This window comes from Microbacterium protaetiae, from assembly GCF_004135285.1.
Classification (GTDB): Bacteria; Actinomycetota; Actinomycetes; order Actinomycetales; family Microbacteriaceae; genus Microbacterium; species Microbacterium protaetiae.
Genome location: NZ_CP035494.1, coordinates 2,433,069 through 2,456,059, shown reverse-complemented (window position 1 = coordinate 2,456,059; position 22,991 = coordinate 2,433,069). Strand labels below are relative to the sequence as shown.

At 67.8% G+C, this 22,991-nt stretch carries 26 protein-coding genes; 8 read left to right on the top strand and 18 right to left on the bottom strand.

The genetic code is table 11. The features are described 5' to 3' along the window. Positions 1 to 44: 44 nt before the first annotated feature. The 7 genes from ET475_RS11505 to ET475_RS11475 all read right to left on the bottom strand — a co-directional run bounded on the left by ET475_RS11505 (position 45) and on the right by ET475_RS11475 (position 7,884). Positions 45 to 1,367, bottom strand: coding sequence for an L-lactate MFS transporter (locus tag ET475_RS11505; RefSeq protein ID WP_242497607.1), 1,323 nt, complete (start codon positions 1,365 to 1,367; stop codon positions 45 to 47). Between the two features lie 71 nt (positions 1,368 to 1,438). Continuing rightward, positions 1,439 to 3,793, bottom strand: a complete 2,355-nt coding sequence (locus ET475_RS11500) for an FdhF/YdeP family oxidoreductase (RefSeq protein ID WP_129390191.1) — start codon at positions 3,791 to 3,793, stop codon at positions 1,439 to 1,441. Between the two features lie 112 nt (positions 3,794 to 3,905). Then, positions 3,906 to 4,814, bottom strand: coding sequence for a formate dehydrogenase accessory sulfurtransferase FdhD (gene fdhD / locus ET475_RS11495; protein WP_129390188.1), 909 nt, complete (start codon positions 4,812 to 4,814; stop codon positions 3,906 to 3,908). A gap of 177 nt (positions 4,815 to 4,991) precedes the next feature. Beyond that, positions 4,992 to 5,876, bottom strand: a complete 885-nt coding sequence (locus ET475_RS11490; protein ID WP_129390185.1) for an ABC transporter ATP-binding protein — start codon at positions 5,874 to 5,876, stop codon at positions 4,992 to 4,994. After that, on the bottom strand, positions 5,873 to 6,679 hold the full coding sequence (modB, locus tag ET475_RS11485; RefSeq protein WP_129390182.1) for a molybdate ABC transporter permease subunit: 807 nt from the start codon (positions 6,677 to 6,679) through the stop codon (positions 5,873 to 5,875). Before modB ends, ET475_RS11490 begins: the two co-directional genes overlap by 4 nt. After that, positions 6,676 to 7,449 (bottom strand): molybdate ABC transporter substrate-binding protein, encoded by a 774-nt coding sequence (gene modA, locus ET475_RS11480; protein ID WP_340638583.1) that lies wholly within the window; start codon positions 7,447 to 7,449, stop codon positions 6,676 to 6,678. The genes modB and modA overlap by 4 nt, the downstream gene beginning before the upstream one ends. 39 nt (positions 7,450 to 7,488) lie before the next feature. Beyond that, positions 7,489 to 7,884, bottom strand: a complete 396-nt coding sequence (locus ET475_RS11475) for a TOBE domain-containing protein (protein ID WP_129390176.1) — start codon at positions 7,882 to 7,884, stop codon at positions 7,489 to 7,491. Positions 7,885 to 8,024: 140 nt separating this feature from the next. Here ET475_RS11475 and ET475_RS11470 point away from each other — a divergent pair, with 140 nt between their 5' ends. Genes ET475_RS11470 through ET475_RS11445 form a run of 6 tightly spaced genes read left to right on the top strand, consistent with a single transcriptional unit; the run spans position 8,025 to position 12,033 of the window. Continuing rightward, positions 8,025 to 9,104 (top strand): ThiF family adenylyltransferase, encoded by a 1,080-nt coding sequence (locus ET475_RS11470; protein WP_242497606.1) that lies wholly within the window; start codon positions 8,025 to 8,027, stop codon positions 9,102 to 9,104. Further along, positions 9,101 to 10,297 carry a molybdopterin molybdotransferase MoeA gene (locus ET475_RS11465; protein WP_129390170.1) on the top strand — a complete coding sequence of 399 codons (1,197 nt, stop codon included), beginning with the start codon at positions 9,101 to 9,103 and terminating at the stop codon, positions 10,295 to 10,297. Before ET475_RS11470 ends, ET475_RS11465 begins: the two co-directional genes overlap by 4 nt. Further along, complete coding sequence (gene moaC, locus ET475_RS11460) at positions 10,294 to 10,779, top strand: cyclic pyranopterin monophosphate synthase MoaC (RefSeq protein WP_129390167.1); 486 nt, start codon at positions 10,294 to 10,296, stop codon at positions 10,777 to 10,779. Before ET475_RS11465 ends, moaC begins: the two co-directional genes overlap by 4 nt. Then, positions 10,776 to 11,543 (top strand): molybdenum cofactor guanylyltransferase, encoded by a 768-nt coding sequence (gene mobA / locus ET475_RS11455; RefSeq protein ID WP_129390164.1) that lies wholly within the window; start codon positions 10,776 to 10,778, stop codon positions 11,541 to 11,543. Before moaC ends, mobA begins: the two co-directional genes overlap by 4 nt. Further along, a complete protein-coding gene (locus tag ET475_RS11450) occupies positions 11,540 to 11,803 on the top strand; it encodes a DUF6457 domain-containing protein (RefSeq protein WP_129390160.1) in 264 nt (87 codons plus the stop codon). The genes mobA and ET475_RS11450 overlap by 4 nt, the downstream gene beginning before the upstream one ends. Continuing rightward, complete coding sequence (locus tag ET475_RS11445; RefSeq protein ID WP_129390157.1) at positions 11,800 to 12,033, top strand: MoaD/ThiS family protein; 234 nt, start codon at positions 11,800 to 11,802, stop codon at positions 12,031 to 12,033. Before ET475_RS11450 ends, ET475_RS11445 begins: the two co-directional genes overlap by 4 nt. A 349-nt stretch (positions 12,034 to 12,382) precedes the next feature. Here ET475_RS11445 and ET475_RS11440 read toward each other — a convergent pair whose 3' ends face one another. From ET475_RS11440 to ET475_RS11420, 6 genes are all read right to left on the bottom strand, one after another. Next, positions 12,383 to 13,018, bottom strand: coding sequence for an RES family NAD+ phosphorylase (locus tag ET475_RS11440; protein WP_129390154.1), 636 nt, complete (start codon positions 13,016 to 13,018; stop codon positions 12,383 to 12,385). Then, positions 13,015 to 13,599 carry a hypothetical protein gene (locus ET475_RS11435; protein ID WP_165310890.1) on the bottom strand — a complete coding sequence of 195 codons (585 nt, stop codon included), beginning with the start codon at positions 13,597 to 13,599 and terminating at the stop codon, positions 13,015 to 13,017. Before ET475_RS11435 ends, ET475_RS11440 begins: the two co-directional genes overlap by 4 nt. A 174-nt stretch (positions 13,600 to 13,773) precedes the next feature. Continuing rightward, the gene (locus tag ET475_RS18330) at positions 13,774 to 13,908 is read right to left on the bottom strand and encodes a hypothetical protein (protein ID WP_340638582.1); all 135 of its coding nucleotides are present in this window, start codon (positions 13,906 to 13,908) and stop codon (positions 13,774 to 13,776) included. Then, a complete protein-coding gene (locus ET475_RS11430) occupies positions 13,886 to 14,200 on the bottom strand; it encodes a molybdenum cofactor biosynthesis protein MoaE (RefSeq protein ID WP_340638581.1) in 315 nt (104 codons plus the stop codon). Before ET475_RS11430 ends, ET475_RS18330 begins: the two co-directional genes overlap by 23 nt. After that, positions 14,197 to 14,721 (bottom strand): MogA/MoaB family molybdenum cofactor biosynthesis protein, encoded by a 525-nt coding sequence (locus tag ET475_RS11425; RefSeq protein ID WP_129390148.1) that lies wholly within the window; start codon positions 14,719 to 14,721, stop codon positions 14,197 to 14,199. Before ET475_RS11425 ends, ET475_RS11430 begins: the two co-directional genes overlap by 4 nt. A 38-nt stretch (positions 14,722 to 14,759) precedes the next feature. Further along, positions 14,760 to 16,751 (bottom strand): helicase HerA-like domain-containing protein, encoded by a 1,992-nt coding sequence (locus tag ET475_RS11420; protein ID WP_129390145.1) that lies wholly within the window; start codon positions 16,749 to 16,751, stop codon positions 14,760 to 14,762. 51 nt (positions 16,752 to 16,802) lie between these two features. Between ET475_RS11420 and ET475_RS11415 the strand changes: the two genes are divergently transcribed. After that, on the top strand, positions 16,803 to 17,306 hold the full coding sequence (locus ET475_RS11415; RefSeq protein WP_129390142.1) for a nitroreductase family deazaflavin-dependent oxidoreductase: 504 nt from the start codon (positions 16,803 to 16,805) through the stop codon (positions 17,304 to 17,306). Here ET475_RS11415 and ET475_RS11410 read toward each other — a convergent pair whose 3' ends face one another. The 5 genes from ET475_RS11410 to rplJ form a co-directional block, all read right to left on the bottom strand. Beyond that, positions 17,307 to 18,278 (bottom strand): carbohydrate ABC transporter permease, encoded by a 972-nt coding sequence (locus ET475_RS11410; protein ID WP_129390139.1) that lies wholly within the window; start codon positions 18,276 to 18,278, stop codon positions 17,307 to 17,309. It lies immediately after the preceding gene. Continuing rightward, positions 18,278 to 19,594 carry a carbohydrate ABC transporter permease gene (locus ET475_RS11405; protein ID WP_129390136.1) on the bottom strand — a complete coding sequence of 439 codons (1,317 nt, stop codon included), beginning with the start codon at positions 19,592 to 19,594 and terminating at the stop codon, positions 18,278 to 18,280. The genes ET475_RS11410 and ET475_RS11405 overlap by 1 nt, the downstream gene beginning before the upstream one ends. A 98-nt stretch (positions 19,595 to 19,692) precedes the next feature. After that, positions 19,693 to 21,027 carry an ABC transporter substrate-binding protein gene (locus ET475_RS11400; RefSeq protein WP_129390133.1) on the bottom strand — a complete coding sequence of 445 codons (1,335 nt, stop codon included), beginning with the start codon at positions 21,025 to 21,027 and terminating at the stop codon, positions 19,693 to 19,695. A 230-nt stretch (positions 21,028 to 21,257) separates the two neighbouring features. Further along, positions 21,258 to 21,641: a 50S ribosomal protein L7/L12 gene (rplL, locus tag ET475_RS11395; RefSeq protein ID WP_129390130.1), complete on the bottom strand. Its 384-nt coding sequence runs from the start codon at positions 21,639 to 21,641 to the stop codon at positions 21,258 to 21,260. Between the two features lie 42 nt (positions 21,642 to 21,683). Further along, complete coding sequence (rplJ, locus tag ET475_RS11390) at positions 21,684 to 22,199, bottom strand: 50S ribosomal protein L10 (RefSeq protein WP_129390127.1); 516 nt, start codon at positions 22,197 to 22,199, stop codon at positions 21,684 to 21,686. Positions 22,200 to 22,550: 351 nt separating this feature from the next. Between rplJ and ET475_RS11385 the strand changes: the two genes are divergently transcribed. Further along, positions 22,551 to 22,856: a hypothetical protein gene (locus ET475_RS11385; protein WP_129390124.1), complete on the top strand. Its 306-nt coding sequence runs from the start codon at positions 22,551 to 22,553 to the stop codon at positions 22,854 to 22,856. Positions 22,857 to 22,991: the final 135 nt, after the last annotated feature.

Below are 22,991 nucleotides of genomic sequence, written 5' to 3'. Positions count from 1 at the left end.
GGTGACCGGCCCTTCGCCTTGTCGCGTGCCCGCAACCGGCCGACTCAGTCGGCCGAGGCCAGGCCGTCGGTCTCGACCTCGACGGCCGGTGCCGTTCCTCCGCCTTCCTTCGGCCGCGGCATCCGGGTGACCGCCGGCACAATCAGCGCGACCAGAGCGATGACGCCGATCACGGTGTAGCCGAGCACATAGTTCTTGCCTTCACCGATCAGCGCGGCGATGATCGGCGGTCCGATGATGCCGCCCAGGCTCCACCCGATGATCATCAGGCCATAGATGGCCCCGGCGTGTTTGACCCCGAAGAAGTCGCCGGCCGTGGCCGGCATCGTGCCGAATCCACCGCCGTAGCAGAGGTAGACCACCGCCGCGAGGATGAAGAACAGCACCGCATTGGTGGCGTGCGGCACTATCAGCAGGCACACCCCCTGCAGGCCCAGCATCAGACCGAAGGCCGTCATGCGGCCGGTGAAACCCGACACCCACGCCCAGAAGATCCGCCCACCGCCGTTGAACAGCGCGAGCACGCCGACCAGGGCCGCCGCCCCGGCCACGTCATAGCCGGCGATGTCGCGCGCGCTGGCGGCCGCCTGTGCGATCAGGGCGATGCCCACGGTCACGTTCAGGGTGAGGATCGCCGTCAGCAGATACCACTGCGGGGTGCGCAGCGCCTCTTGCTCGGTGAACTGCTTGTAGGCGTCACGGGTGCGCCCGCTCACCGCCGGCGTCCAGCCCGGAACCGTGTAGCCCTGCGGCGGGTTGCGGAAGAACGACGCACCCACGACCGCAAGAACGATGTATCCGATGCCCAGCGGCAGGAACGCGCGGTTCGGCTCGGTGGGCGTCATCGCTATCAGCCACTGGGCGACCGGGGCGGTCACCACGGCGCCGAAGCCGAAGCCGGCCACCGCCAGCCCGGTGATGAGACCTCGCTTGTCGGGGAACCACTTCTGCAGCATCGCGATGGGCACGATGTAGGCGTAGCCCAGCCCGAAACCACTGATCACCCCGTAGCCGAGCACGAGCAGCCACAGCAGGCTGGCATCGTGCGACACCGCGAACGATGCCAGGATGCAGCCGATGCCGTAGATGATGCCGCCGGTCAGCGCCACCGGGCGCGGGCCGGTGCGGTCCTGCACCTTGCCGCCGACGTAGCTGCCGATGAAGATCATGCCGATCGTCACCGTGAACGTCAGCGACGCCTGCGAAGTGGTGAGGTTCATCGCCGTCGGCTCGGCCAGCGCCTTGCCGAACACGCTCCACGCGTAGACAGCGCCGATCGAGAACTGCAGCAGCAGCGCGGCGATGACGATCCACCATCGTCCGGCGGTCGGTTTTCGGACTGCGGCATCCCTGCTCGAAGACATCATTGTCCTTTCTCTGTGCGGATCACATCACCGAGCACGCGGAAGGGGCACCCGTTCGGGTGCCCCTTCCGTGCTCAGTGCTCGGCCGTCGCAAGCGAGCCCGACGCGTTGGTCGCGTCTGAATCGCCTGCCGCGGGGAGTGGTTCGAGGCGTACCACGACCGACTTCGACGCCGGGGTGTTACTGCCCATCGCAGTGAATCCCAGTGGGACCAGAGGGTTGCCCTCGGGGAAATATGTCGCCGCGCAGCCGCGCGATGTCGGGAAGGCGACGACCTTGAACGCGTGCACCGAGCGATCGACGCCGTCGGAGAACTCACTGTGCACGTCGACCAGGGAACCATCGGCGATGCCGAGCTCTTTCACGTCGTCGGGATGCACGAAGATCACCCGGCGGCTCTTCTTGATGCCCCGGTACCGGTCGTTCAGGCTGTAGATCGTCGTGTTGAACTGATCGTGCGCGCGCATCGACTGCAGCAGCAGGCGGCCCGGAGGGCACTCGATGTACTCCAGATCGTTGACGGTGATCATGGCCTTGCCGGTCGCGGTGGGGAATGTGCGCGAGTCGCGCGGACCATGCGGCAGGATGAAGCCGTTGTCTTCGTGCAGCCGCTTGTTGAAATCGTCGAATCCGGGCACGACGTGTTCGATGTGGTCGCGGATGACGTCGTAGTCCTTCTCGAACGCCGCCCAGTCGATCGGGCCGGAGTCGCCGAACAGCGCCCGCGCGATGCCGACCACCACCGACATCTCGGAGCGCAGCTGATCAGAGATCGGCTTCACCTTGCCGCGCGTGGCGTGGATGGCACAGACCGAGTCTTCGACCGACAGCATCTGCTCGCCGGCCTCTTGCATGTCGACCTCGGTGCGCCCGAGCACCGGCAGGATGATCGCCTCGTCGCCGACGGTGAGGTGGTTGCGGTTGAGCTTGGTCGATATCTGCACGTTCAGCCCGACCGTGCTGAAGCCTTTCTCTGCCGCGTGGGTGTCGGAGACCGCAGAGACGAGGTTGCCGCCCATCGAGATCCAGACCTTCGTCTTGCCCGTCTGCATCGCCTCGACGGCCTTGACGACGTCGTACCCGTCTTCGCGGGGCGGGTCGAAGCCGAATTCACGCTGCAGCGCATCCAGGAACTTGGGCGGCATCTTCTCCCAGATGCCCATCGTGCGATCCCCCTGCACATTGCTGTGCCCGCGGATCGGCGATGCGCCGGCGCCCGGCTTGCCCATGTTGCCGCGCAACAGCAGCAGGTTGATGACCTCCTTGATGATGTTGACCGCGTCCTTGTGCTGGGTGAGCCCCATCGCCCAGGTGATGACCACTTTGTCGGCGCGCAGGTAGCGTTCGGCCAGCTCGTCGATCTCGGCGGTGGTCAGCCCGGTCGCCCGCAGCACCATCTCGGCGTCGAGGTCCTTCACATGCTCACGGAACTCCTCCAGCCCCGAGCAGTGCTCGTCGAGGAACGCGTGATCGAGCACCGTGCCCGGGTTCGCGTCTTCGGCCTGGAACACGCGCTGCGAGATGGCCTTCATCAGCCAGCCATCGCCGCCGGCGCGGATCTGCAGATACTGGTCGGCGATCCCGGTGCCATGGCCGATGATGCCCTTGACCTTCTGCGGGTTCTTGTACCGCACCAGCCCTGCCTCCAGCAGCGGGTTCACCGCGACGATCTCGGCACCGGCCTCCTTGGCCTCTTCGAGTGCGGTGAGCATGCGCGGATGGTTCGTGCCGGGATTCTGCCCCATGATGATGATGAGGTCGGCCTTCGCGAAGTCCTTGTACGCGATGGTGTTCTTGCCGATGCCGATGGTCTGCCCCATGGCCAGACCCGTCGACTCGTGGCACATGTTCGAGCAGTCGGGCAGATTGTTCGTGCCGAACGCACGCGCCAGCAGCTGGTACGCGAAGGCTGTCTCGTTCGCGGTGCGGCCGCTGGTGTAGAAAGTCGCCTCGTTCGGCGAGTCCATCGCCTTCAGGCGATCTGCAATCAGCGTGAACGCGTCGTCCCACGAGATCGGCTCGTAGTTGTCCTTGCCTTTCGGCTTGTACAACGGCTCGACGAGCCGCCCCTGCATGCCCAGCCAGTATTCCGACTTGTCCAACAGGCTCGAGATCGAGTTCTCGGCCCAGAACGAGGTCGGGATCGTGACCGGAGTGGCCTCCCAGGTCACCGCCTTGGCGCCGTTCTCGCAGAACTCGAAGGTCTTGCGCTCTTCGGGATCGGCCCAGGCGCAGCTCATGCAGTCGAAGCCGTCTTTCTGGTTCATGTCGGTGAGCAGCGTCAGCGCGCGGCCCACCCCCATGTCAGCCATGGCCGGGCCCATTGCATGCGTGATCCCCGGCAAACCCGCTGCCCAGTGCCGCGGCTCACTCACCTCCATCGCCGTGGCGTCTTCGGTGATGTCGTCTACCAGCGCTTTCGCGGTCATCGTGAACCACGCTCCTTCGCACGTCCACTCCGCCGGAGGCTCAGCGACGAGTCGCCGGTGGTTTTCTCTTCCTCAGACATATCAACGTTCCTATGCATTTGCAAGCATCCGCTTATGCCGGAACGAGCGCGTCGGTGCGCACCCGATCGGGCCGTGCGTACACGTTCATCGACTCGCCGCGCACGAATCCCACCAGGGTGAGCCCCGACCGCTCGGCCATTTCCACCGCGAGCGACGACGGGGCCGAAACCGCCGAGAGTGCGGGGATCCCGGCCATCACGGCCTTCTGCACGAGCTCGAAGCTGGCCCGCCCCGACACCTGCAGCACCGTGCCGCGCAACGGCAGCCGATCGTGCAGCAGGGCCCAGCCCACGACCTTGTCGACCGCGTTGTGGCGTCCCACGTCTTCGCGCACCACGAGCACCTCGCCGGTCTGCGCGTCGCACAGTGCGGCGGCGTGCAGCCCACCGGTCTTGTCGAACACGGCCTGCTGCGCCCGCAGGGCCTCGGGAAGCCGCGCAAGCACCGCAGCATCCACTCGCATCGGATCGCTCGAGACGTCGAACGCCGACGCGGTGGTCACCTGATCGATGGATGCCGCGCCGCACACTCCGCAGGCGCTGGTCGTGTACGAATGGCGGGCTCGTGCCGGATCGGGTGGCGGTGTCCCCGGTGCCAGGGCGACATCGAGCACGTTGTAGGTGTTGCCGCCGTCGGAACCGGCGATCGTCCGCAACCCGAGCGATCCGATTGCCGGCCCACTGGTGCCCGGTCCACCGCAGTGGATCGCCGAGGCGAACTGCTCGCCGCGGAAGATCACGCCTTCCGAGACGAGGAACCCGGCGGCCAGCTCCACGTCGTTGCCGGGCGTGCGCATCGTGACGGTCAGCGGTGCGCCGCCCACGCGGATCTCGAGCGGCTCTTCGGCTGCCAAGGTGTCCATCCGGCGCACCATGGCGGCATCGGGATCGGCTCCGACGACGACGCGGACGATCTTGGTACGGGTGGTGATCCTGCCCATCTCAACCTCCGGAGAGGGCGCGGCGCTGCACCCTCGGCAGTTCCCACGGTACCCGCTTTCCGATCCGCCGGGGCCGAACCCCGCGGCGTGATTTTCAGTGGGAGTCGAGCACGACATCCACCCGGCGGAAGCCACCGGCGGGAGGCGGAGGTTGCCGGCGACGACCGGGCAAAACCCTCAGCGCACCGTGACGGTCGCACCGAGGGCGACGACGGTGCCGGCCGGCAGATGAAGCACGACCTCACCACCGTCGGCCGTGCGGGCATGCGCCTGGACGGCGCCACCGTCCTGCTCGACTCGCACGATGCGCGCTTCCCACCCCTCGACCTCGGCGCGCGGCAGAGTACCGGCGATGACCGTGACGAACGGGGTGGCCGGGGCATCCAGCACCGCATGCACCGCACCGACCTGCGTGACCTGACCCGCTTCGAGCACAACCAGCCGGGTGGCCAAGGATGCCGCATCGGCCGCGTCGTGCGTGGCCACAATGGCCGTCGTCCCGGTGTCGGCGATCTGGCGGCTCAGCAGCGTACGGATCTCTCCCGCCGTCTCGGGGTCGAGCGAGGTGAGAGGCTCATCCAGCAGCAGCACACGGGGCGCGGTGGCCAGTGCTCGTGCGAGAGCGACCCGCTGCTGCTGCCCGCCCGACAGCTCAGCCGGACGTCGACCACCCAGCCCGCCCAGTCCCACGCGTTCCAGCCAGGTGTCGGCGTCGCCGCGCGCGGCCGCGCGGGCCGCGCCCCGGGCCCGCGGCCCGAACGCGATGTTCTCCCGGGCCGACAGGTGCGGAAACAGCCGGGGCTCCTGCCCGAGCAGCACCACCCCGCGATGGCGCGGTTCGACGTGCGGTCCGGAGGCGGCATCCACCGTCTGCCCGTCCAGCTGCACCGACCCCTGTGTCAACGGCACGAATCCGGCGACGGCACCGAACAGCGTGGACTTGCCTGCACCCGAGGGACCCATCACCGCCACGACCTCACCGGCGTCGACGTGCAGCTGCGCGTCGAGCACGTAGCGCCCCCGGTCGACCCGCACGTGGGCGTCGAGCGTCGCGCCGGTCATCCCACGCCCTCCACGGCCGAGGATGGCGAGCTCGGCCGCCACGCGCGCACCAGCAGCAGCACGGTGATGGCGGTGACCAGCAGCAGCAGCGAGAGGGCGACCGCAGACCCCTGGGTGACCCCGGCACCGTTGAAGGCGGTGTAGATGGCCAGCGGCATGGTCTGGGTGACCCCTGGGGCGTTGCCGGCGAACAGTGCGGTCGCACCGAACTCCCCGATCGCACGCGCGAAGCAGAGGATCACACCCGAGAGCAAGCCGGGGGCTGCCAGCGGCAGGGTGACCCGCCGAAGGATCGTCCAGCGCCCGGCCCCGAGGGCGGCGGCGGTCTGCTCATACGCGATGCCGGAGGTGCGCAGGGCGCCCTCGAGGGCGAGCACGAGAAAAGGCAGAGCCACGAAAGTCTGCGCCATGATCACCGCCGTCGTGGTGAACGGAATCTGCCATCCGGTCCACCCCAGCCAGCCCGATCGTCCGAACAGGAACAGCAACGCGAGCCCACCCACCATGGGCGGCAGCACGAGCGGCACGGTGACCACGGCGCGCAGCACCGAGGCCAGGCGGCCGCCCGCTCGTGCGATGAGCAGAGCGAGCGGCACACCGAGGATGATGCAGACGATCGTGGCGACCAGGCCCGTGGTCACCGACAGGCTCAGCGCGTCCAGCGCCTCGGCCGAGGTGATGTCGGTCCACAGTGTCGACCACTGCACCTTGCCGACCAATGCGACCAGCGGCAGCACGAGGAACGCGAGGCCGATCAGCGCCGGAAGGGCGAGGACCGGCGGCGCGTATCCCCGTTTTCTCATGGCTGGTCGAATCCGAACGAGTCGAGGATCTTCTGGCCGTCGGCACCGGTGATGAAGTCGACGAACGCCTGCGCGGCCGCCTTGTTCGGGGCATCCTTGAGCACGACGATCGGGTAGGAGTTCACGACCTGGTCGGCCCCGTCGGGTACGAACGAGTCCACCTGGTCGGTGGTGGCCGCATCGGTCTTGTACACCATGCCCGCATCGGCTTCGTCATTGCTCACCTTGGTGAGCACCGCGGTCACGTTCTGCTCCTGACTGGCCGGCGTCACGGTGACGCCCTCGTTCTTCAGAAGCGTCTGGGATGCCGCACCACAGGGCACCTCGGGTGCGCACAGCACAACGGAGAGGTCTTTGTTCGCGAGGTCCTGCAGCGTCGTGACGCCGCCCGGGTTGCCCTTCGGGACGACGACCACGAGCGTGTTGCGGGCAAAGATCACCGGATCGGATGCCAGACCGGGGTCGGTCACCTTGGCCATGTTCGCCTCGTCGGCAGAGGCGAACACGTCGACCTTCGCTCCGCCGTTGATCTGCGTGGCCAACGTGCTCGATCCGTCATAGTTCGCCGTGATCTTCACGTCGGGGTGGGCGGCGGTGAACTCGTCGATAGCGGTGTCGAAGGCCCCCTTCAACGAGGCGGCCGCCGAGACCGCCACGTCACCGCTGATGGTATCGGCGGTGCCGTCTGCGGCGGGAGTGTTCGCGGGGGTGCTGGAGCATCCCGCCAGCAGCAGGGCAAGGGATGCCGCGGCAGCGGCAAGTGCGGTCATACGGCGCATGGTGCGTCTCACTTTCGTGGTGTGCGGTCGTCAGCCGCGCGGGGTTTCGACGATGACGGTCGTGGCCTTCACGACCGCGACAGCGAGGGAACCGACCTCCAGACCGAGATCGCGGACGGCCTCGGCCGTCATCATCGACACGATCCGGTGCGGTCCCGACTGGATGTCGACCTGAGCGGCCACCCCGTCGGCGATGACGTTCGTGACCAGGCCGGTGAACCTGTTGCGCGCGCTGGAGAGCACATCGGTGGGATCTTCCGCCGCCTTGGCGAGTTCGACCGCGCGGCGGGCCAGTGCCTCGCCGGGGATCTCTGCCGGACTCGTGTCGGTGACCGGGAGGACCCCCTGCTCCACCCAGCGGCGCACGGTGTCATCGCTCACACCCAGCAACGTCGCGGCCTGGGCGATCTTGTAGCTTGCGGTCATGTTGCCAAGTTATCACCGCACAGGCGGTACACAGACCGTGATTATTCCGCCGCTGCGGAATTATGCCTGGTCCCGCGCGAGACGCCATTTCCCCGGTCGGGTGCGGCCCCGCACAGCCCGCCGCTGACTACGCTGGGATCATGCTGCCCCCGCTGGTCGAGCCGCTTGCCACCCTGAGCGACGCTGAGCAGATGCGCACCGCCCGCCACCAACGACTGGCCGGGCTCGGTTCCGATGGTCAACGACGGATCGCCGCCGCACGCGTGGCGGTGATCGGCGCGGGCGGGCTCGGTTCGCCGGTGATCCTGGCCCTGTCGGCGGCGGGTGTCGGCGAACTCGTGGTGTTCGACGACGACGACGTCGACGCCTCGAATCTGCAGCGTCAGGTCATCCATCGCCGCCAAGACGTCGGACGCCCCAAGACCGACAGCGCCGAGCGCGTGGCATCCGATCTCTCCGAAACGCGTGTGCGCCCGGTGCGCACCCGGCTCACGCACGAGAACGCAGCCGATCTGATGGCAGGCGTGGATCTCGTGCTCGATGGCACCGACTCGTTCGCCAGCCGCGAGATCGTCGCTGCGGCCTGCGAAAGGCTCGATCTGCCGCTGGTGTGGGGCACGGTGCAGGAGTTCGCCGGACTGGTCACGATCTTCTGGTCGGCGCCGCCGGCCCCCGCCGCGCCCGTGCGGCTGCGCGACCTGTATCCGTCGGGTAGTCAGGCGCCGGCGTGTTCGGTCGTCGGCGTCCTCGGTCCGCTGTGCATGCAGGTCGGGGCGCTGATGGCCGCCGAGGCGCTCAAGCTCATCACCGGCATCGGTCGCCCGCTGCTGGGCCGGGTGGCCATGATCGACGCCCTCGCCGGCACACAGCGCGAGGCGCCGCTGCGAACCACGCGTGCGACCGATCCCGCCCCCGCGACGGTGCCTGAGATCGCCGAGGTCGACGAGCCGGGTGAGGACACGGTGGTGATCGATGTGCGCGAAGACGCCGAAGTGGTGACCGGGATGCTGGCGCAGGCGCGACACGTTCCGCTGGCGGCCCTGCTCGCCGACGCCGAGACCATCGCCGGGCAACTGGGCGGCCGCCCCGCGGTGATGGTCTGCCAGGTCGGCATTCGTGCGCGTCGAGCGGCGCTCGCTTTGCAGGCCGCCGGAGCCCAGGTGTCGGTGCTGCGCGGAGGTATGGACGGGTGGAACTCCCGCCGGAAGGAGCAGGCATGATCACTGTCGAAGAGCACCGGCAACGCATTCTCGCCGCGGTGCGGCCGCTGGAGGCACTCACGGTTCCCGTGACCGCCGCACTCGGGCGCGTGCTGCGTGAGCCGGTGCGTGCGGCCGTCGACCTGCCGCTGTTCGACAATTCCGCGATGGACGGCTTCGCCGTGCACTATGCCGATGTCACCGCCGCGTCGGCCGACCACCCCGTGACCCTTGAGGTGGTCGCCGATCTACCCGCCGGCACATCGCTGAACCCGGCGCTGCAGACGGGGCAGGCGGCTCGAATCATGACCGGTGCGCCGATGCCGTCCTCCGCAGACGTGGTCGTGCCCTTCGAAGACACCGCCGGCGGCCTCGCCGATTCGCTCGGCCGCATCAGCGTCGTCGCCGCCCCGCCGGCACCGGGCACCCATATCCGCCCACGGGGCGAGGAGTACCACGTCGGCGACGAGATCCTCCGCGCCGGTCTGCGACTGGGCGCTCGTCAGCTCGCTGCGGTCTCGGCGGCCGGAGTGTGCGAGGTCGTCGTGGCGCGTGTGCCTCGTGTGGCCGTCATCTCCACCGGCGACGAGCTGCGACCGCCTGGCACCCCGCTCGAGCACGGGCAGATCCCCGAGTCGAACAGCACGCTGCTCGACGGTTTGTGCCGGGAGAACGGCGCCGAGGTGGTGATGCGTACGCAGGTCAGCGACGATGGCGAAGGCCTGCGTCTCGCGCTGGACGAGGCATCCGCCCTCGGCGCTGATCTCGTGATCACCACCGGCGGCGTCAGCGCCGGCGCCTACGAAGTGGTCAAGAATGTCGCGCCGATGCGCTTTGAGAAGGTCGCTATGCAGCCCGGCAAGCCGCAGGGGTTCGGCGACGGTGATCCGCTGCTGTTCGGGCTGCCGGGCAACCCGGTGAGCGTGGCCGTGTCATTCGAGGTGTTCGTCCGTCCCGCGCTGCTGGCGCTGCAGACAGCCGCGCTGCTGGATCGACCGGTCCTGCCGATGCGCGCGCTCGAGCCCTGGCGCACCCCCGCGGGGCGCCGCCAGTATCGCCCGGTGAACATCGAGCCGGCGGGCGTGCGCCCGTCATCGTCGGGAGGCTCGCATCTGGCGGCGAGCCTGGGTCGCGCCGACGCGTATGCCGTCATCCCTGCCGACGTCGACGCCGTCGCCGCCGGTGACATCGTGGATGTCATGCTGATCTCATGACTTTCACGCACCTGGATGCCGCGGGCCACGCCCGCATGGTCGACGTCACCGAGAAGCAGCCGACGGTGCGCTCAGCCACCGCGCGCGGCTTCGTGCGCTGCGCGGAGCCCGTGGTCGCGGCCCTCCGCGACGGCTCGGTTCCCAAGGGCGACGTGCTCGCGGTCGCCCGCGTGGCCGGCATCGCCGGCGCCAAGCGCACGCCCGAACTGCTCCCCCTCGCCCACGTGATCGGCGTGCACGGCGCCGTCGTCGATCTGCAGGTCGTGGATGCAGGGGTCGAGATCGAGGCCACCGTGCGCACCGCCGATCGCACCGGCGTGGAGATGGAGGCGCTCACCGCCGTTTCGGTGGCCGCCCTCGCCGTGGTCGACATGGTCAAGGGCATGGACAAGTCCACCTCGATCGCCGACGTACGCCTGATCGCCAAGACGGGCGGCAAGTCGGGCGAGTGGGTGCGGCCCGCCCAGGCGACGCAGCCATGACCTCCCACCACCCCGGCACCTTCGGCGCGATTCTGCTCGCCGGCGGTCGCGCCTCTCGGATGGGCGGCATCGACAAGCCGCGGCTGGTCGTCAACGGCATGAGCATGCTCGATCGGGCCGTCACCATCATGCGGGAGGTCGGCGCTGATCCGATCGTCGCGGTGGGACCGCCGCCCGAGGCGGGCGCGCCGGCCGCCGACGCCGCCGCTGCCCCTGGCGATACTGGTGCCCCCGCCGCCACCGCTGGCGCCCCCGCCGACGCTGCTGTCGCCGACGTCGCCGCCGCTGGTGGCGCCCCCGGCCACACCGCATCGGCAGCTCTCGCACGTGAAGACGCGGCATCCGTTCCCGTCCGCTGGGTCCGCGAGGATCCGCCCTTCACCGGCCCTGCGGCCGCCGTGGTCGCGGCGCTCGCCGCCACAGCGGCGGACTCCGATCCCGACTGGACGTTCGTCTTGGCATGCGATCTTCCCCGCGTCGATGCGGCTGTGCGCCAGCTCGCGCACGACATTCTGCTCCTGCCCTCCGACACCGAGGGCGCTTGCCTGTCCGATCCCTCGAGCCGGCCGCAATGGCTGACCGCGGTCTATCGCACACCCGTGCTGCGGCGCGCCGCGGCATCCCTCCCCGACGCGGGGCGTGACAAGTCGATGCGTGCGCTGTTCGCCGACGTGGCGATCGCTTCCCTCCCCGACCGCGCCGACAGCGCCGGCGACATCGACACGTGGGAGGATTTCAGAAGGTTCACAAAGGAGAACGCATGAGCCAGCACCTGCCCCCCGAAGCCCTGGATGAGTGGGCCGACGCTCTGCGCGAGCGCTTCGGCCTCAGCGAGGACGACGTGCCGATCGCTCTCATCCTCAACCTCGCCAAAGATGTCGCCGACGGCGTGGCACGACCCGCTGCCCCGTTCAGCGCCTTCGTCGCGGGTCTTGTCGCCGGGCGCGCCGGCGGCAGCGCCGACGACATCCGCGACGCCACGAGTGCGGTCTCGGAACTCGCATCGACGTGGAAGACACCATGACTCAGGTCAGATTCTTCGCGGCGGCCGAAGAGGCCGCAGGCGCCGCCGAGCGCTTCATCGAGGCGTCGCACCTGGGCGCGCTGCGCGCCACGCTGTCGGCCCAGTTTCCCGCTCTGGCGGCGATCCTGCCGAAGTGCTCGGTGCTGGTCGACGGAGCCCGGGTCGATGACTCCGAGCCGCTGCCGGCCGGCGCTGTCGTCGACGTACTGCCCCCGTTCGCCGGCGGCTGACCCGCTTCCCGCCACCTTTGGCCGGTGTCGGCTTCAACTGGACGCGGCTTCACCCGACGACCGCTTCATATGAATCCGTGAACTACTCCAGCGATGCGGGGCCCGCCACGGTTCACATGCACAGCACGTTCACCCTTGCGCATCTCACTGGACGCTCGTCGTCCGAGGCGAGGTGCTCGTGCAGCTCGCGCCAGTCGCAGCTGAAACTTCCGGTCCCACCCGATCGGGGTCGCCATTCTGGCCGGCTCGTTTCTCCGAGAGTGCCGTAGCAGGTAACCCTGGTGGGCGTCTGCCGACCGATGACCCGCAGGCACGTCCCGATGGCGTCGATGAGCGTCATTGCAAGTTATCAAGCGATCAGCAGCTCGACCCTCACCCTGGAGCAGTACGCGGACAGCCACGGGAACCCGGCCGTCCCGCTGGCGAATGGGCCGATGCCCGCGCCGGTGACCGCGAGGTCCTCGGCGCTGATGCGATCGCCGAACAGCACGTACGCTTCCGCGGTGTTGTCGCGCGCGCTCATCCAGGCAAGTCCATCGAAGCCAGCCTCGTGTGCCGCTCGTGCCCACAGCACGGTCCGGTCGTAGACATCTCCGCTGGTCGCGGTCAGCTGCTGGGGCGTGATGCCCAATCGACGCAGCCCGTCGCCCATCAGCTTCGCCAGGCGTACCGGGCGCTGCAGCTCAAGCGTGGTCTCCACCAAGGCTGCATAACTGGCGTAGGGAAGGATCCCCCCGCTGAGAGGCACGCCGTGAAGTATCGACTCGCTGACGGCCACCTCGGGCGTTGCAGCAGCGTAGAGCGTAGGCACGGGTCCCGTAGCAGTGGTGAAGGGCGCGAAACGGGTCGGCGCGCCGATCCCGGGGTTGAACATGTTCCCGGCGCGCCTCTGGTTGTGGACGCGATGCAGGATGCTGCCGCCGGGCAGCACATGGGTGAGTGCGTCGAACGGTGTAGGAGGACCGGGGATCTCTGCGCCGGTCACCACACGATTCCCCAGGACCTGCTGGCGACCGAGAGCAGCCGCTCAGTGTCGCCGACGTGGTCCACGGGCCGGTCGCCGTCGAAGTATGTCGTCGGCGCCATCATCCACATGACGACGTCGGCAGCCGATCGTTTCTGCTCGTCGGCAAGCTCGAGCAGCCGGGTGACCCACGGGCGCACTGCGCCCGCGTTGTGGTCGAACTGGAAGCCAGGGTAGACGTAGGCGTTCTTACGCTGGGCGCCGAGCAGCTCGCCGCGTTTGCGGAGGTCAGCTGCGTAGGTTCGGTTGGCGCCTCTTGCGCCCAGCAATCCACCAACCTCAGACGAGGAGAGCAGCCCGAACTCGGTGTCGATTTGGCGCCACACATTCTCGGTGGCCTGGACCGCGCGGGCCGTTGCAGGGTCGACCGCTGTTGCAAGCGAACCCATGGCCGACGCGAGCACGTCAGTCGCTCGACGGTGTACGAGAGTGTCGCGAACGGCGACGAAGAACTCTGCAGGCACGTCCGTGCCCGGTGAAGACATCACGCGCTCGATTGTCGCCAGGTCCGCCGCCGCGAGTACATCGAGGGCGTGGCGCACCTCATCTTCAGGACGCGATGCGAGTTGAGGCATCTCACGCTCCTTCCGATTTCATCTTGTGTAAGTAACGTTAGCATCAGAACGGCGTCGGCCCGGTAGGCGGAGTCGAACTTCTTCGGCGAAGTCGACGGGAAGAAACGACGAGGAGAGGTGACCGAGCAAGGGGACGGCGCGTCAGCCGCCCAGGCCCTTCCAGTTCGTGGTGCCGTCGGCCTCGATCTGACGCTTCCAGATCGGCAGGCTGTGCTTGATCGACTCGATCAGCGCTCGGCTCACCTCATACGCCTCACCGCGATGCTCGGCGGCCACGACGACCACCACTGCGATGTCGCCGACCTCGAGCCGGCCGATCCGGTGGCTGGCCGCCACCAACGCGGGATGCCCCCCCGACAGCGGCCGCCGCAAGCTCGGCGAGGGTCTTCTCGGCGTCGGGATGCGAGGAATACTCCAGGGCGACCACGCCGGATGCGGCATCCGGGTCATGATCGCGCACCCGTCCCACGAACGTGATCTCCGCTCCCATGCGCGGGTCGTCGACCGCCGCGATGTGCGCGGCCACATCCAGCGGCGCGCTGCTGATCTGCGCGAGGCGAACGGTCACCGGTGCCGATCCACGCCGTGCTCGTGTGCGCCGTGCTCGTCGGTGCGGTGGTCATCCCCGTGCAGCTGACCAAGCACATGGGCGGCCACCCCGATGATCACCGGCATGCCCGCCTCCACCGCCGCCGGCGATCCCGGCAGATTGACCACGAAGGCCCCCTCGGCGATGCCGGCGATGCCGCGCGAGAGCATGCCCGCCGGCTTTTCGGCGGTGGCCCGCCGTCGCAGCTCTTCGGCGATGCCGGGAATACGGTGGGTGACGAGACGGTCGGTGCCCTCGGGCGTCTCGTCGCGCGGGCCGACGCCTGTGCCGCCGGTGGTGACGATGACCCGGATGCCGTCGGTCAGGGCCGCGCGAAGCGCCGCCTCGACCTCGTCGGCGCCGTCGGGGATGACGACCGGTTCATCGCAGACGAACCCCGCTTCGCGCAGCGCAGCTGCGGCGATCGGTCCGCTGAGGTCTTCTCTTTCGCCCCGCGAAGAGCGGTCCGACACGGTGATCACGGCTGCGGCGTATGGCATGTCACCAGCCTATGCCGCGCGCGTGCGCACGCGGCGGATCACCGCCGTCCGGTGCCGAAGATGCCGCGGATGATGCCGCCCACGACACTCTGCGTGGTCTTCGAACCGAGGATCTCTTCCAACGGTGAAGACCGCTTCGCGCGTGACGTGCGCGTGGTGCCCGCGGTCTTGCGCATCAGACGCTCGTACTCGGCCTGCGCCTTCTTCTGCGCGGCGGCTTCGGCCTTGTCCATGGCCGCCTTCTGCTTCGCGTACTCCGCATCGGCCTTGGCCTTCTCGGCGGCCGCAAGCTCGGCCGCGTGCGCCTGCTCGGCGGCGTTCATCTTCGCGGTGAGGATCTCACGCGCCGACTCCCGGTCGATGGCGGCGCCGTACTTCGCCAGCAGCGGCGAAGCGTTCACCGCCGCGACGATCTGCGGGTCGGGCGTCGGCTCCATGAGTCCCTGCGGCGCCCGCATGCGCGTCCATGCCACCGGCGTGGGCGCACCCTTCTCGCTCATCACCGTGACGATGGCCTCACCTGTGCCCAGTTCCTGCAGCACCCGCTCCAGGTCGTACCCCGACCTCGGGTACGTGCCGACGGTCGCCTTGAGTGCCTTCGCGTCGTCGGGAGTGAACGCGCGCAGCGCGTGCTGCACGCGCGAGCCCAACTGCCCCAGCACATCGGAGGGGACATCTTTCGGCGTCTGCGTCACGAAGAACACGCCCACACCCTTCGACCGGATCAGTCGCACCGTCTGCGTGATCGAGGCGAGGAAGTCCTTCGAGGCGTCGGCGAAGAGCAGATGCGCCTCGTCGAAGAAGAACACCAGCTTCGGTTTGTCGGCATCGCCGACCTCGGGGAGGATCTCGAAGAGCTCCGCCAGCAGGTACATCAAGAAGGTTGAGAACAACTCGGGCTTGTCGATGACTCCGGGCACCTCGAGCAGGCTGATGATCCCCCGCCCGTCGGGCGCGGTGCGCAAGAAGTCGGCGACATCGAACTCAGGCTCGCCGAAGAACACATCGGCGCCGGCATCGGCGAACGTGATCAGCTCGCGCAGGATCACACCGGCCGTCGCCGCCGACAGCCCTCCGATGCCTTTGAGCTCGGCCTTGCCCTCGTCGCCGGTGAGATAGGTCAGCACCGCGCGCAGGTCGGAGAGGTCCACCAGCGCGAGCCCGGCTTCGTCGGCGTAGTGGAACACGAGGCCCAGACTCGACTCCTGCGTCTGGTTAAGTCCCAGCACCTTGCTGAGCAGAAGCGGACCGAACCCGGTGACGGTCGCGCGCACCGGCACGCCCTTGCCGATACCACCCAGGGCGAAGTACTCGGTCGGCGAGGCCGCCGGCGTCCAGTCCTGGCCGATACCACGGGTGCGTTCGAGCAGCGTGTCGCTCGACGGCCCGGGAGTGGCAATTCCCGACAGATCGCCTTTGATGTCGGCAGCGAACACCGGCACGCCGTTGGCGGCCAGCTGTTCGGCCAGACCCTGCAGCGTGCGGGTCTTGCCCGTGCCGGTCGCACCGGCGACCAGTCCGTGACGGTTGAGCATCGCCAGGGGAATGCGAATCTGCGCGGCCGGAACCGGGTCGGTGTTCACCAGCGCCCCGAGATCGAGAGTGGCCGCGTTGAACGTGTAGCCGTCGACGATCGCCTGCACCTCGTCGGCGTCGAGGGGCCCTCCCGCGGCAGCGGGAGCAGGGGATGCCGGTGGTGCGGCCGCGGGTGGCTGGGGTGCGGGAATTGCGGATGCCGCGGCTTGGGCGGGCTCGGCCGCCGGAGACGGCGCGGCCTCGGCCGCGGGCTGGGCGGGCTCGGCCGCCGGAGACGATGCGGCCGCGGGCGCGGGCGGTGCGGCCTGCGCCCGCGGCGCGGCCGCGGCATCCCCCGCCGCAGCCTTGGCCTTCGCCGCCTCTGCTTCGGCGGCGGCCAGCGCTGCCTTGGCCTGTGCGGCCTTGAGTGCCGCCTCGGCCGCCTCTGCCTCGGCGCGCAGCCGAGCCAGCTCTGCCTCGGCGGCGGTGACGTCGGAATCTGCCGGCTCGGTCATGCGCTCAGCCTAGCCACGCCGCCGTCTTCGGCGATACGGCATGATGGCGGCATGCCTTCGATCCGCCAGGCGGTGCGCCGCACTCTGGCCCCGCTCACCCAGACGGCGCTGTTCCGACGCGTCGGGCGCCACCTGATGCCGGTGCTGGAAGCGGCGTTCCGTGTGGTCAGCAGGGGCAAGATGCCGATCAGCGGCATCCTCGTCCCCTCCCTCACGCTGCACACGATCGGCGCGCGCAGCGGCGAGCCACGCGCCGTCGAGCTCATGTACACCCCCGACGGCGGGGGAAGCGCGATCGTTGCCGGCACGAACTTCGCCGGGGCGCGGCATCCCGCCTGGACAGCCAATCTGATCGCACACCCCGACGCCGAGATCGTCGTGCGCGGGCGTCGCCTTGCCGTGCATGCCGAACGCATCGCCGACAGCGCCGCGCGGGATGCCGCGTGGGTGCGCATCGAGGCGCAGTGGCCGAACTACCGGTCGTACGAACGCGACTCCGGCCGCACCGTGCGCCTGTTCCGACTGCGCCCGGTGCGCGAACTGGGTCGCGTCTGATCAGCCCTTCGTCGCGCCGGCCAAAAGCCCCCGCACGAAGAACCGCTGCAGCGCGAAGAAGACGATCAGCGGCACGATGATCGAGATGAAGGTGCCGGCCGATTGCAGGTACCAGCGATCACCCCAGGTGCCCGACAGCGAGTTCAATGTCTGCGTCAGCGGCAACGACGAGCTGGGCGCGAAGATCGTCGCCACCAGCAGGTCGTTCCACACCCACAGGAACTGGAAGATCGCGAACGAGGCGATGGCCGGCATGGCCAGCGGAATGATCATGCGGAAGAAGATCTGCCCGTGTCCGGCGCCGTCCACGCGCGCAGCCTCGATGAGTTCGCCGGGGATCTCGGAGATGAAGTTGTGCAGCAGGAAGATCGCCAGCGGCATCGCGAAGATGGCGTGTGCGATCCACACGGTCGCGAAGCTGTGGTCGACATCGCGCAGCGTGAAGCCGGGGAAGATCCCCACACCGCCGATGGACAGGCCCCGTGAGAACAGGCTCAGCAACGGCACCAGCGCCATCTGGATGGGCACTATCTGCAGCGCGAACACCGCCACGAACAGCGGCCCTCGGCCCTTGAACGGAATCCACGCGAACGCGTAGGCGGCCAGAGCCGCCAGCGCGATCGGGATCACTGTGGCGGGGATGGCAATGCCCAGGGAGTTGATGAACGACTGCCCCAGGGTCAGTGCCGTACCGCCCGCGGTCAACGCGTCGAAGTAGTTCTGCAGCGTGAAGTTCGGGTTGACGAAGAACGTCCACCATCCACTGGTGTTCGAATCGGCACCGGGACGGAATGAGGTGACGAAGAGGCCGAACGTCGGAATCGTCCACACGATCGCGATGATCGCGGCCGCCAGCGTGGCACCGCGCGAGGTGAGCTTGTTGCGCGCGTCGCGCTCGGCCTTGCGATTGCTGCGCCCGACGGTGCGGGCAGCCGCCGTGTCGGGATGCGTGTCGAGGTCGATCGTGGCCATCAGCGGATCTCCTTCTGCTTGCGCATCTGGATGACGTTGTAGACGATCAGCGGCAGCACGAACAGGAACAGCACGACCGCCAGCGCCGACGAGTGTCCGTAGCTCTGGAAACGCTGCTGCTGGTTGACCATCTCGAAACCCAGCACCGAACTGTTCGACCGACCACCGGTCATGACCGCGACGATGTCGTACACCTTCAGCGCGGCGATGGTGATAGTGGTCAGCACCACGATCAGCGAGCCGCGGATGCCGGGGATCGTGACGTTGAAGAACCGCTGCAGGGCGCTCGCCCCGTCGAGCTGTGCTGCCTCGTGCTGGTCGGCGGGAACAGCCTTGATCGAGGCCGAGAGGATGACCATCGCGAACCCGGTCTGGCTCCAGATGAACACCGCCAGCAGGCAGAAGGTGTTGATCAGCGGCTGTGCGTCGAGCCAGCCCACCGGCTGGCCACCGAACCAGGTGATGATCGCGTTGAGCAGACCGACCTGTTGACCTTGGCGGTAGTCGTAGACGAACTTCCAGATGATGCCGGCGCCCACGAACGATATCGCCACGGGCATGAACACCCAGAGCTTGAGGAACTTCTCGCCCCGCGCCCGATCGACGAACGCGGCATAGACCAGGCCGATCGCCGTGGCGATGGTCGGCGCCAGCAACGCCCAGATCAGAGTGTTGATCACCGACCAGAAGCCGTAGGGGTTCGTGAAGGTCCACACATAGTTGTCGAACCAGACGAACTGCTTACCCGACTTGTCCAGGAACGACTGGATGAACGTCGAGATCGCCGGGTAGACCAGACCCGTGAGAAGCAGGATCGCGGCCGGCGCCATGAAGGTGATGAGCTGGAACACATAACCCGCGCCTTCGCGGGCACGGTAGTCGGCGAAGAAGAGGATGGCGCCGGCCAGCAGCGCGATCGCCACGACATAGACGACCGAGTTCTGGTACGGCCGCAGCACCATGAAGGCGAGCACGGGAATCAGGAAGCAGGCCGCCACCCGCATCCAGAAATAGCCGCGGCCGGGGCGCGGGGCGTATTCGATGAGCAACAGGATGACGCCCACCACCATTGCGAACAGCACCACGATGATCGGGATCTGCAGCAGCGGGTGCAGCGCGCCGATCCACACGAAGAAGCTGTTCAGCGAGAAGCCGAGGGTGGTGGGGACGGCATCCTCGTCAGGTCCCCCCACGATCAAGAAGACGAAGGCAGCCACGATGAGAATCGCGGCGACGAGGATGATGATGCCGGTGACCGTCCGCGAAAGCCGCGGTCCTCGACGGGTGGAAGTGTCCTGCTCGATCGCGGTCGCCATGTTCCTGCCTTTCTGGGCGCGCCCTCAAGCCTCGGGAGGAGTGTACGACAGGGTGGATGTCCGGGTCAGGACATCCACCCTGTCGTACTGACAATCGGCTAGTTCTCGTAACCCGCCTGGATGGCCTTGAGCGTGTCGGCCGTCGACATACCGTCGATCCAGCTCGTCATACCCTTCCAGAACGAACCCGAACCGACCGTGGCCGGCATCAGGTCAGACGCATCGAAACGCATGACGGTGTCGGGGTTCTGCAGCAGCTGCATCGCCTCGGTCAGGAACTCGCTGGAAGCCAGGGTCGCGTCGGCGCCCTTGTTCGCCGAGATCACACCGCCGAGCTTGACGCGTGCATTCGCGAAGTCGGGGGTGGTCATGAACTCCTGGACCTTCTTGGCGGCAGCGCTGTCAGAGAAGCGCGCGACGAACTCGCCACCGCCCTCGACCGAGCTGGCGTCTTCCTTCAGACCCGGCAGCACGAATGCGTACACGTCACCGTCGGGCGCGATCGTCGGGGCCTCGCCGTCCTTGTTCTTCACGTCGAGGAAGTTCGACGAGAGGAACGAGGCCTGGTGGGTCAGTGCGCAGGTACCGTCGGCGACCTTGGCCGCAACATCGGCGAAGGCAGTGGAGTTGATGCTCTTGACATCGCCGAACCCGGCGTTGACGTAGTCGGGGTTGAGCAGGATCTCACCCACGGCGTCGAATGCCTGCTTGATCTGCGGGTCGGTGAACTTCACCGAGCCGTCGACCCACTGGTCGTAGACATCGGGGCCCGACTGGCGCAGCACGAGGTCTTCGATCCAGTCGGTGCCCGGCCAGCCGGATGCATCACCCGACGAGAACCCGGCGCACCATGGCGCCTTGCCGGTCTTCTCCTGGATCGTCTTGGTCAGAGCGAGCAGGTCATCCCACGTCTTGGGAACCTCCACGCCCCAGTCCTTGAACTCCGACGGCGAATACCAGACGTAGCCCTTGACGTTGGCGAGCATCGGCGCGGCGTAGAAAGTGCCGTCGGCGGTGCCGTAGCCCTTCCAGTCCGGGCCCCAGTACTGGTCGACGTTCGCGCTCACGGTGTCGTCGGCCTTCTGCACCTCGCCCGTGGCGATCAGCGACTGCAGCAGACCGGGCTGCGGAACGATGGCGATATCCGGCGCAGAGCCACCCTTCACCTTGGTGACGATGTTGCCTTCGAAGCTCTTGTCACCCGTGTACTCGACCTTGATGCCGGTGTCTTTGGTGAACTGCTCGAACGACTTGTTCAGCAGATCGGCTTCGGAACCGGTGATGCCGCCCGAGAGCCGGACGGTCTGACCCTTCAGATCGTCTCCGTTGCCGCCGCCGCCCGTACCGGTCTCAGCACAGCCGGTCAGCACGACTCCCACCACGCCCGCGAGTGCGAGCGGGATGATCACCGAGCGTCGAATGGACTTGCCCATGTGGTCCTCCTCGTTAAGGGTGCAAAGCACGTGCGCACGATCCCCGTCGGCGCAAGCGCTTACATCGAACGTACCGGCGCGCCATACGCATATCAACCGCAGCGGCATAACGTGTTGGTAACTCATGGGAGCGATCCCATGAGTTGATCAGAGCTCTCTAGGATGCGGCATCCCACACATGCACGAATGCCCCGGTCGTGATGACCGGGGCATTCGTGAAGCAGCGGAGACTACTTGAGGGTGACGGTGGCGCCGGCTTCCTCAAGGGCAGCCTTGGCCTTCTCGGCCGCGTCCTTGGCCGCGCCCTCCAAGACCGGCTTGGGGGCGCCGTCGACGACAGCCTTCGCGTCGCCGAGGCCGAGCGAGGTGAGCTCGCGGACGACCTTGATGACCTGGATCTTCTTGTCGCCGACCGACTCGAGGATGACGTCGAAGGAGTCCTTCTCCTCAACCTCTTCGGCGGGGGCAGCCGGGGCGCCGGCAGCGGCCACGGCGACCGGAGCGGCGGCGGTGACCTCGAAGGTCTCCTCGAACTTCTTGACGAACTCGCTGAGCTCGATGAGCGAAAGCTCCTTGAAGGCGTCGAGCAGCTCGTCAGTGCTGAGCTTTGCCATGATGTTTCTCCTTGATCGGGGTTTGTTCTAGCCGTGCCCTGTTCAGGCAGCGGACTCCTGCTTCTCACGCAGCGCGTCGACCGTGCGAACGGCCTTCGACAGCGGCGCATTGAAGAGATATGCCGCCTGGAACAGCGAGGCTTTGAAGGCGCCGGCGAGCTTCGCCAGCAGGACTTCACGGCTCTCGAGGTCGGCGAGCTGGTTGACCTCGGCCGGGCTCAGGGGTGCTCCATCGAAGAAGCCGCCCTTGATGACCAGCAGAGGGTGTGCCTTGGCGAAGTCGCGCAGGCCCTTCGCGACGGTGACCGGGTCACCGTGCACGAATGCGATGGCCGACGGACCCTTCAGTTCGTCGTCCAGCGACTCGATCCCCGCCTTGTTGGCAGCGATCTTGGTCAGCGTGTTCTTCACCACGGCGTATTCCGCGTCCTGACGAATGCTGTTGCGAAGCTCCTTGAGCTCGGCAACCGTCAGGCCGCGGTACTCGGTGAGCAGAACGGCAGTCGAGTCCTCGAAGTTCTTCGTGAGCTCGGCGACCGCCTGGTCCTTCTGCGCCATGGCCACTCCTTGTCTGTACTGTGCGTCCCGCGATGGCGGGGCGCCTGCTTCAGACCTTCGAGCCCAACAAAAAAGCTCCGGCGCAAGGCGCACGGAGCGAGAGAATCGATCGTGTCACCTGCGCGGGCCCCTGCTGTGCAGTGCTTCGATCCGTTCGCTTGCGCGGACGGATGACCGGCGGTCTTCGGCACCGATAAGTCTACGGGATGCCGCTGGTGCGACAAAATCGCGGACGGGTGGGCTGCGGCGATTCCTCCACAGAAGCACGCATTCGCCCTCTGTCCACAGATGTGGGCAGGATGCCGCGTCCTCCGCCGCTGCGAGTCCGAGGCATGCCTTACCGTCGCCGACATGCCACACCTCACCGACGTCGCACCTCGCTCGGCAGAACGCGCCTACCTTGTGCCGTGGCTCGTCGATCGTGAGCAGCTGCCCTGGTGCACGCTGCGCAACGTCGGCACCGAACGGGTGACCGATATCTCGACGCAATTCTTCGGCGAGGGTTGGGCAGAGCCGGCGGTACCCCGCGCCAGCCTTGCTCCCGGCGAAGGGCTGCGGTTCGTCTTCTTCGGCGAGCGGGCCCTGGAGTCCGGCCAGGTCACCGTGCATTGGCGTCGCCCCGACGGGCGGGAGTATGCCTGGACGTTCGTGTGCTGAGCCAAGCGGTGCGGTTGAGCGGACCGGTCACTGAGCGGGCCTGACCCGTCTCGGTCGTTGAGCGCGGACCCGACCGGTCCCAGTCACTGAGCGCGGGCGCACCCCGTCTCGGTCGTTGAGCGAGGGAGCGAAGCG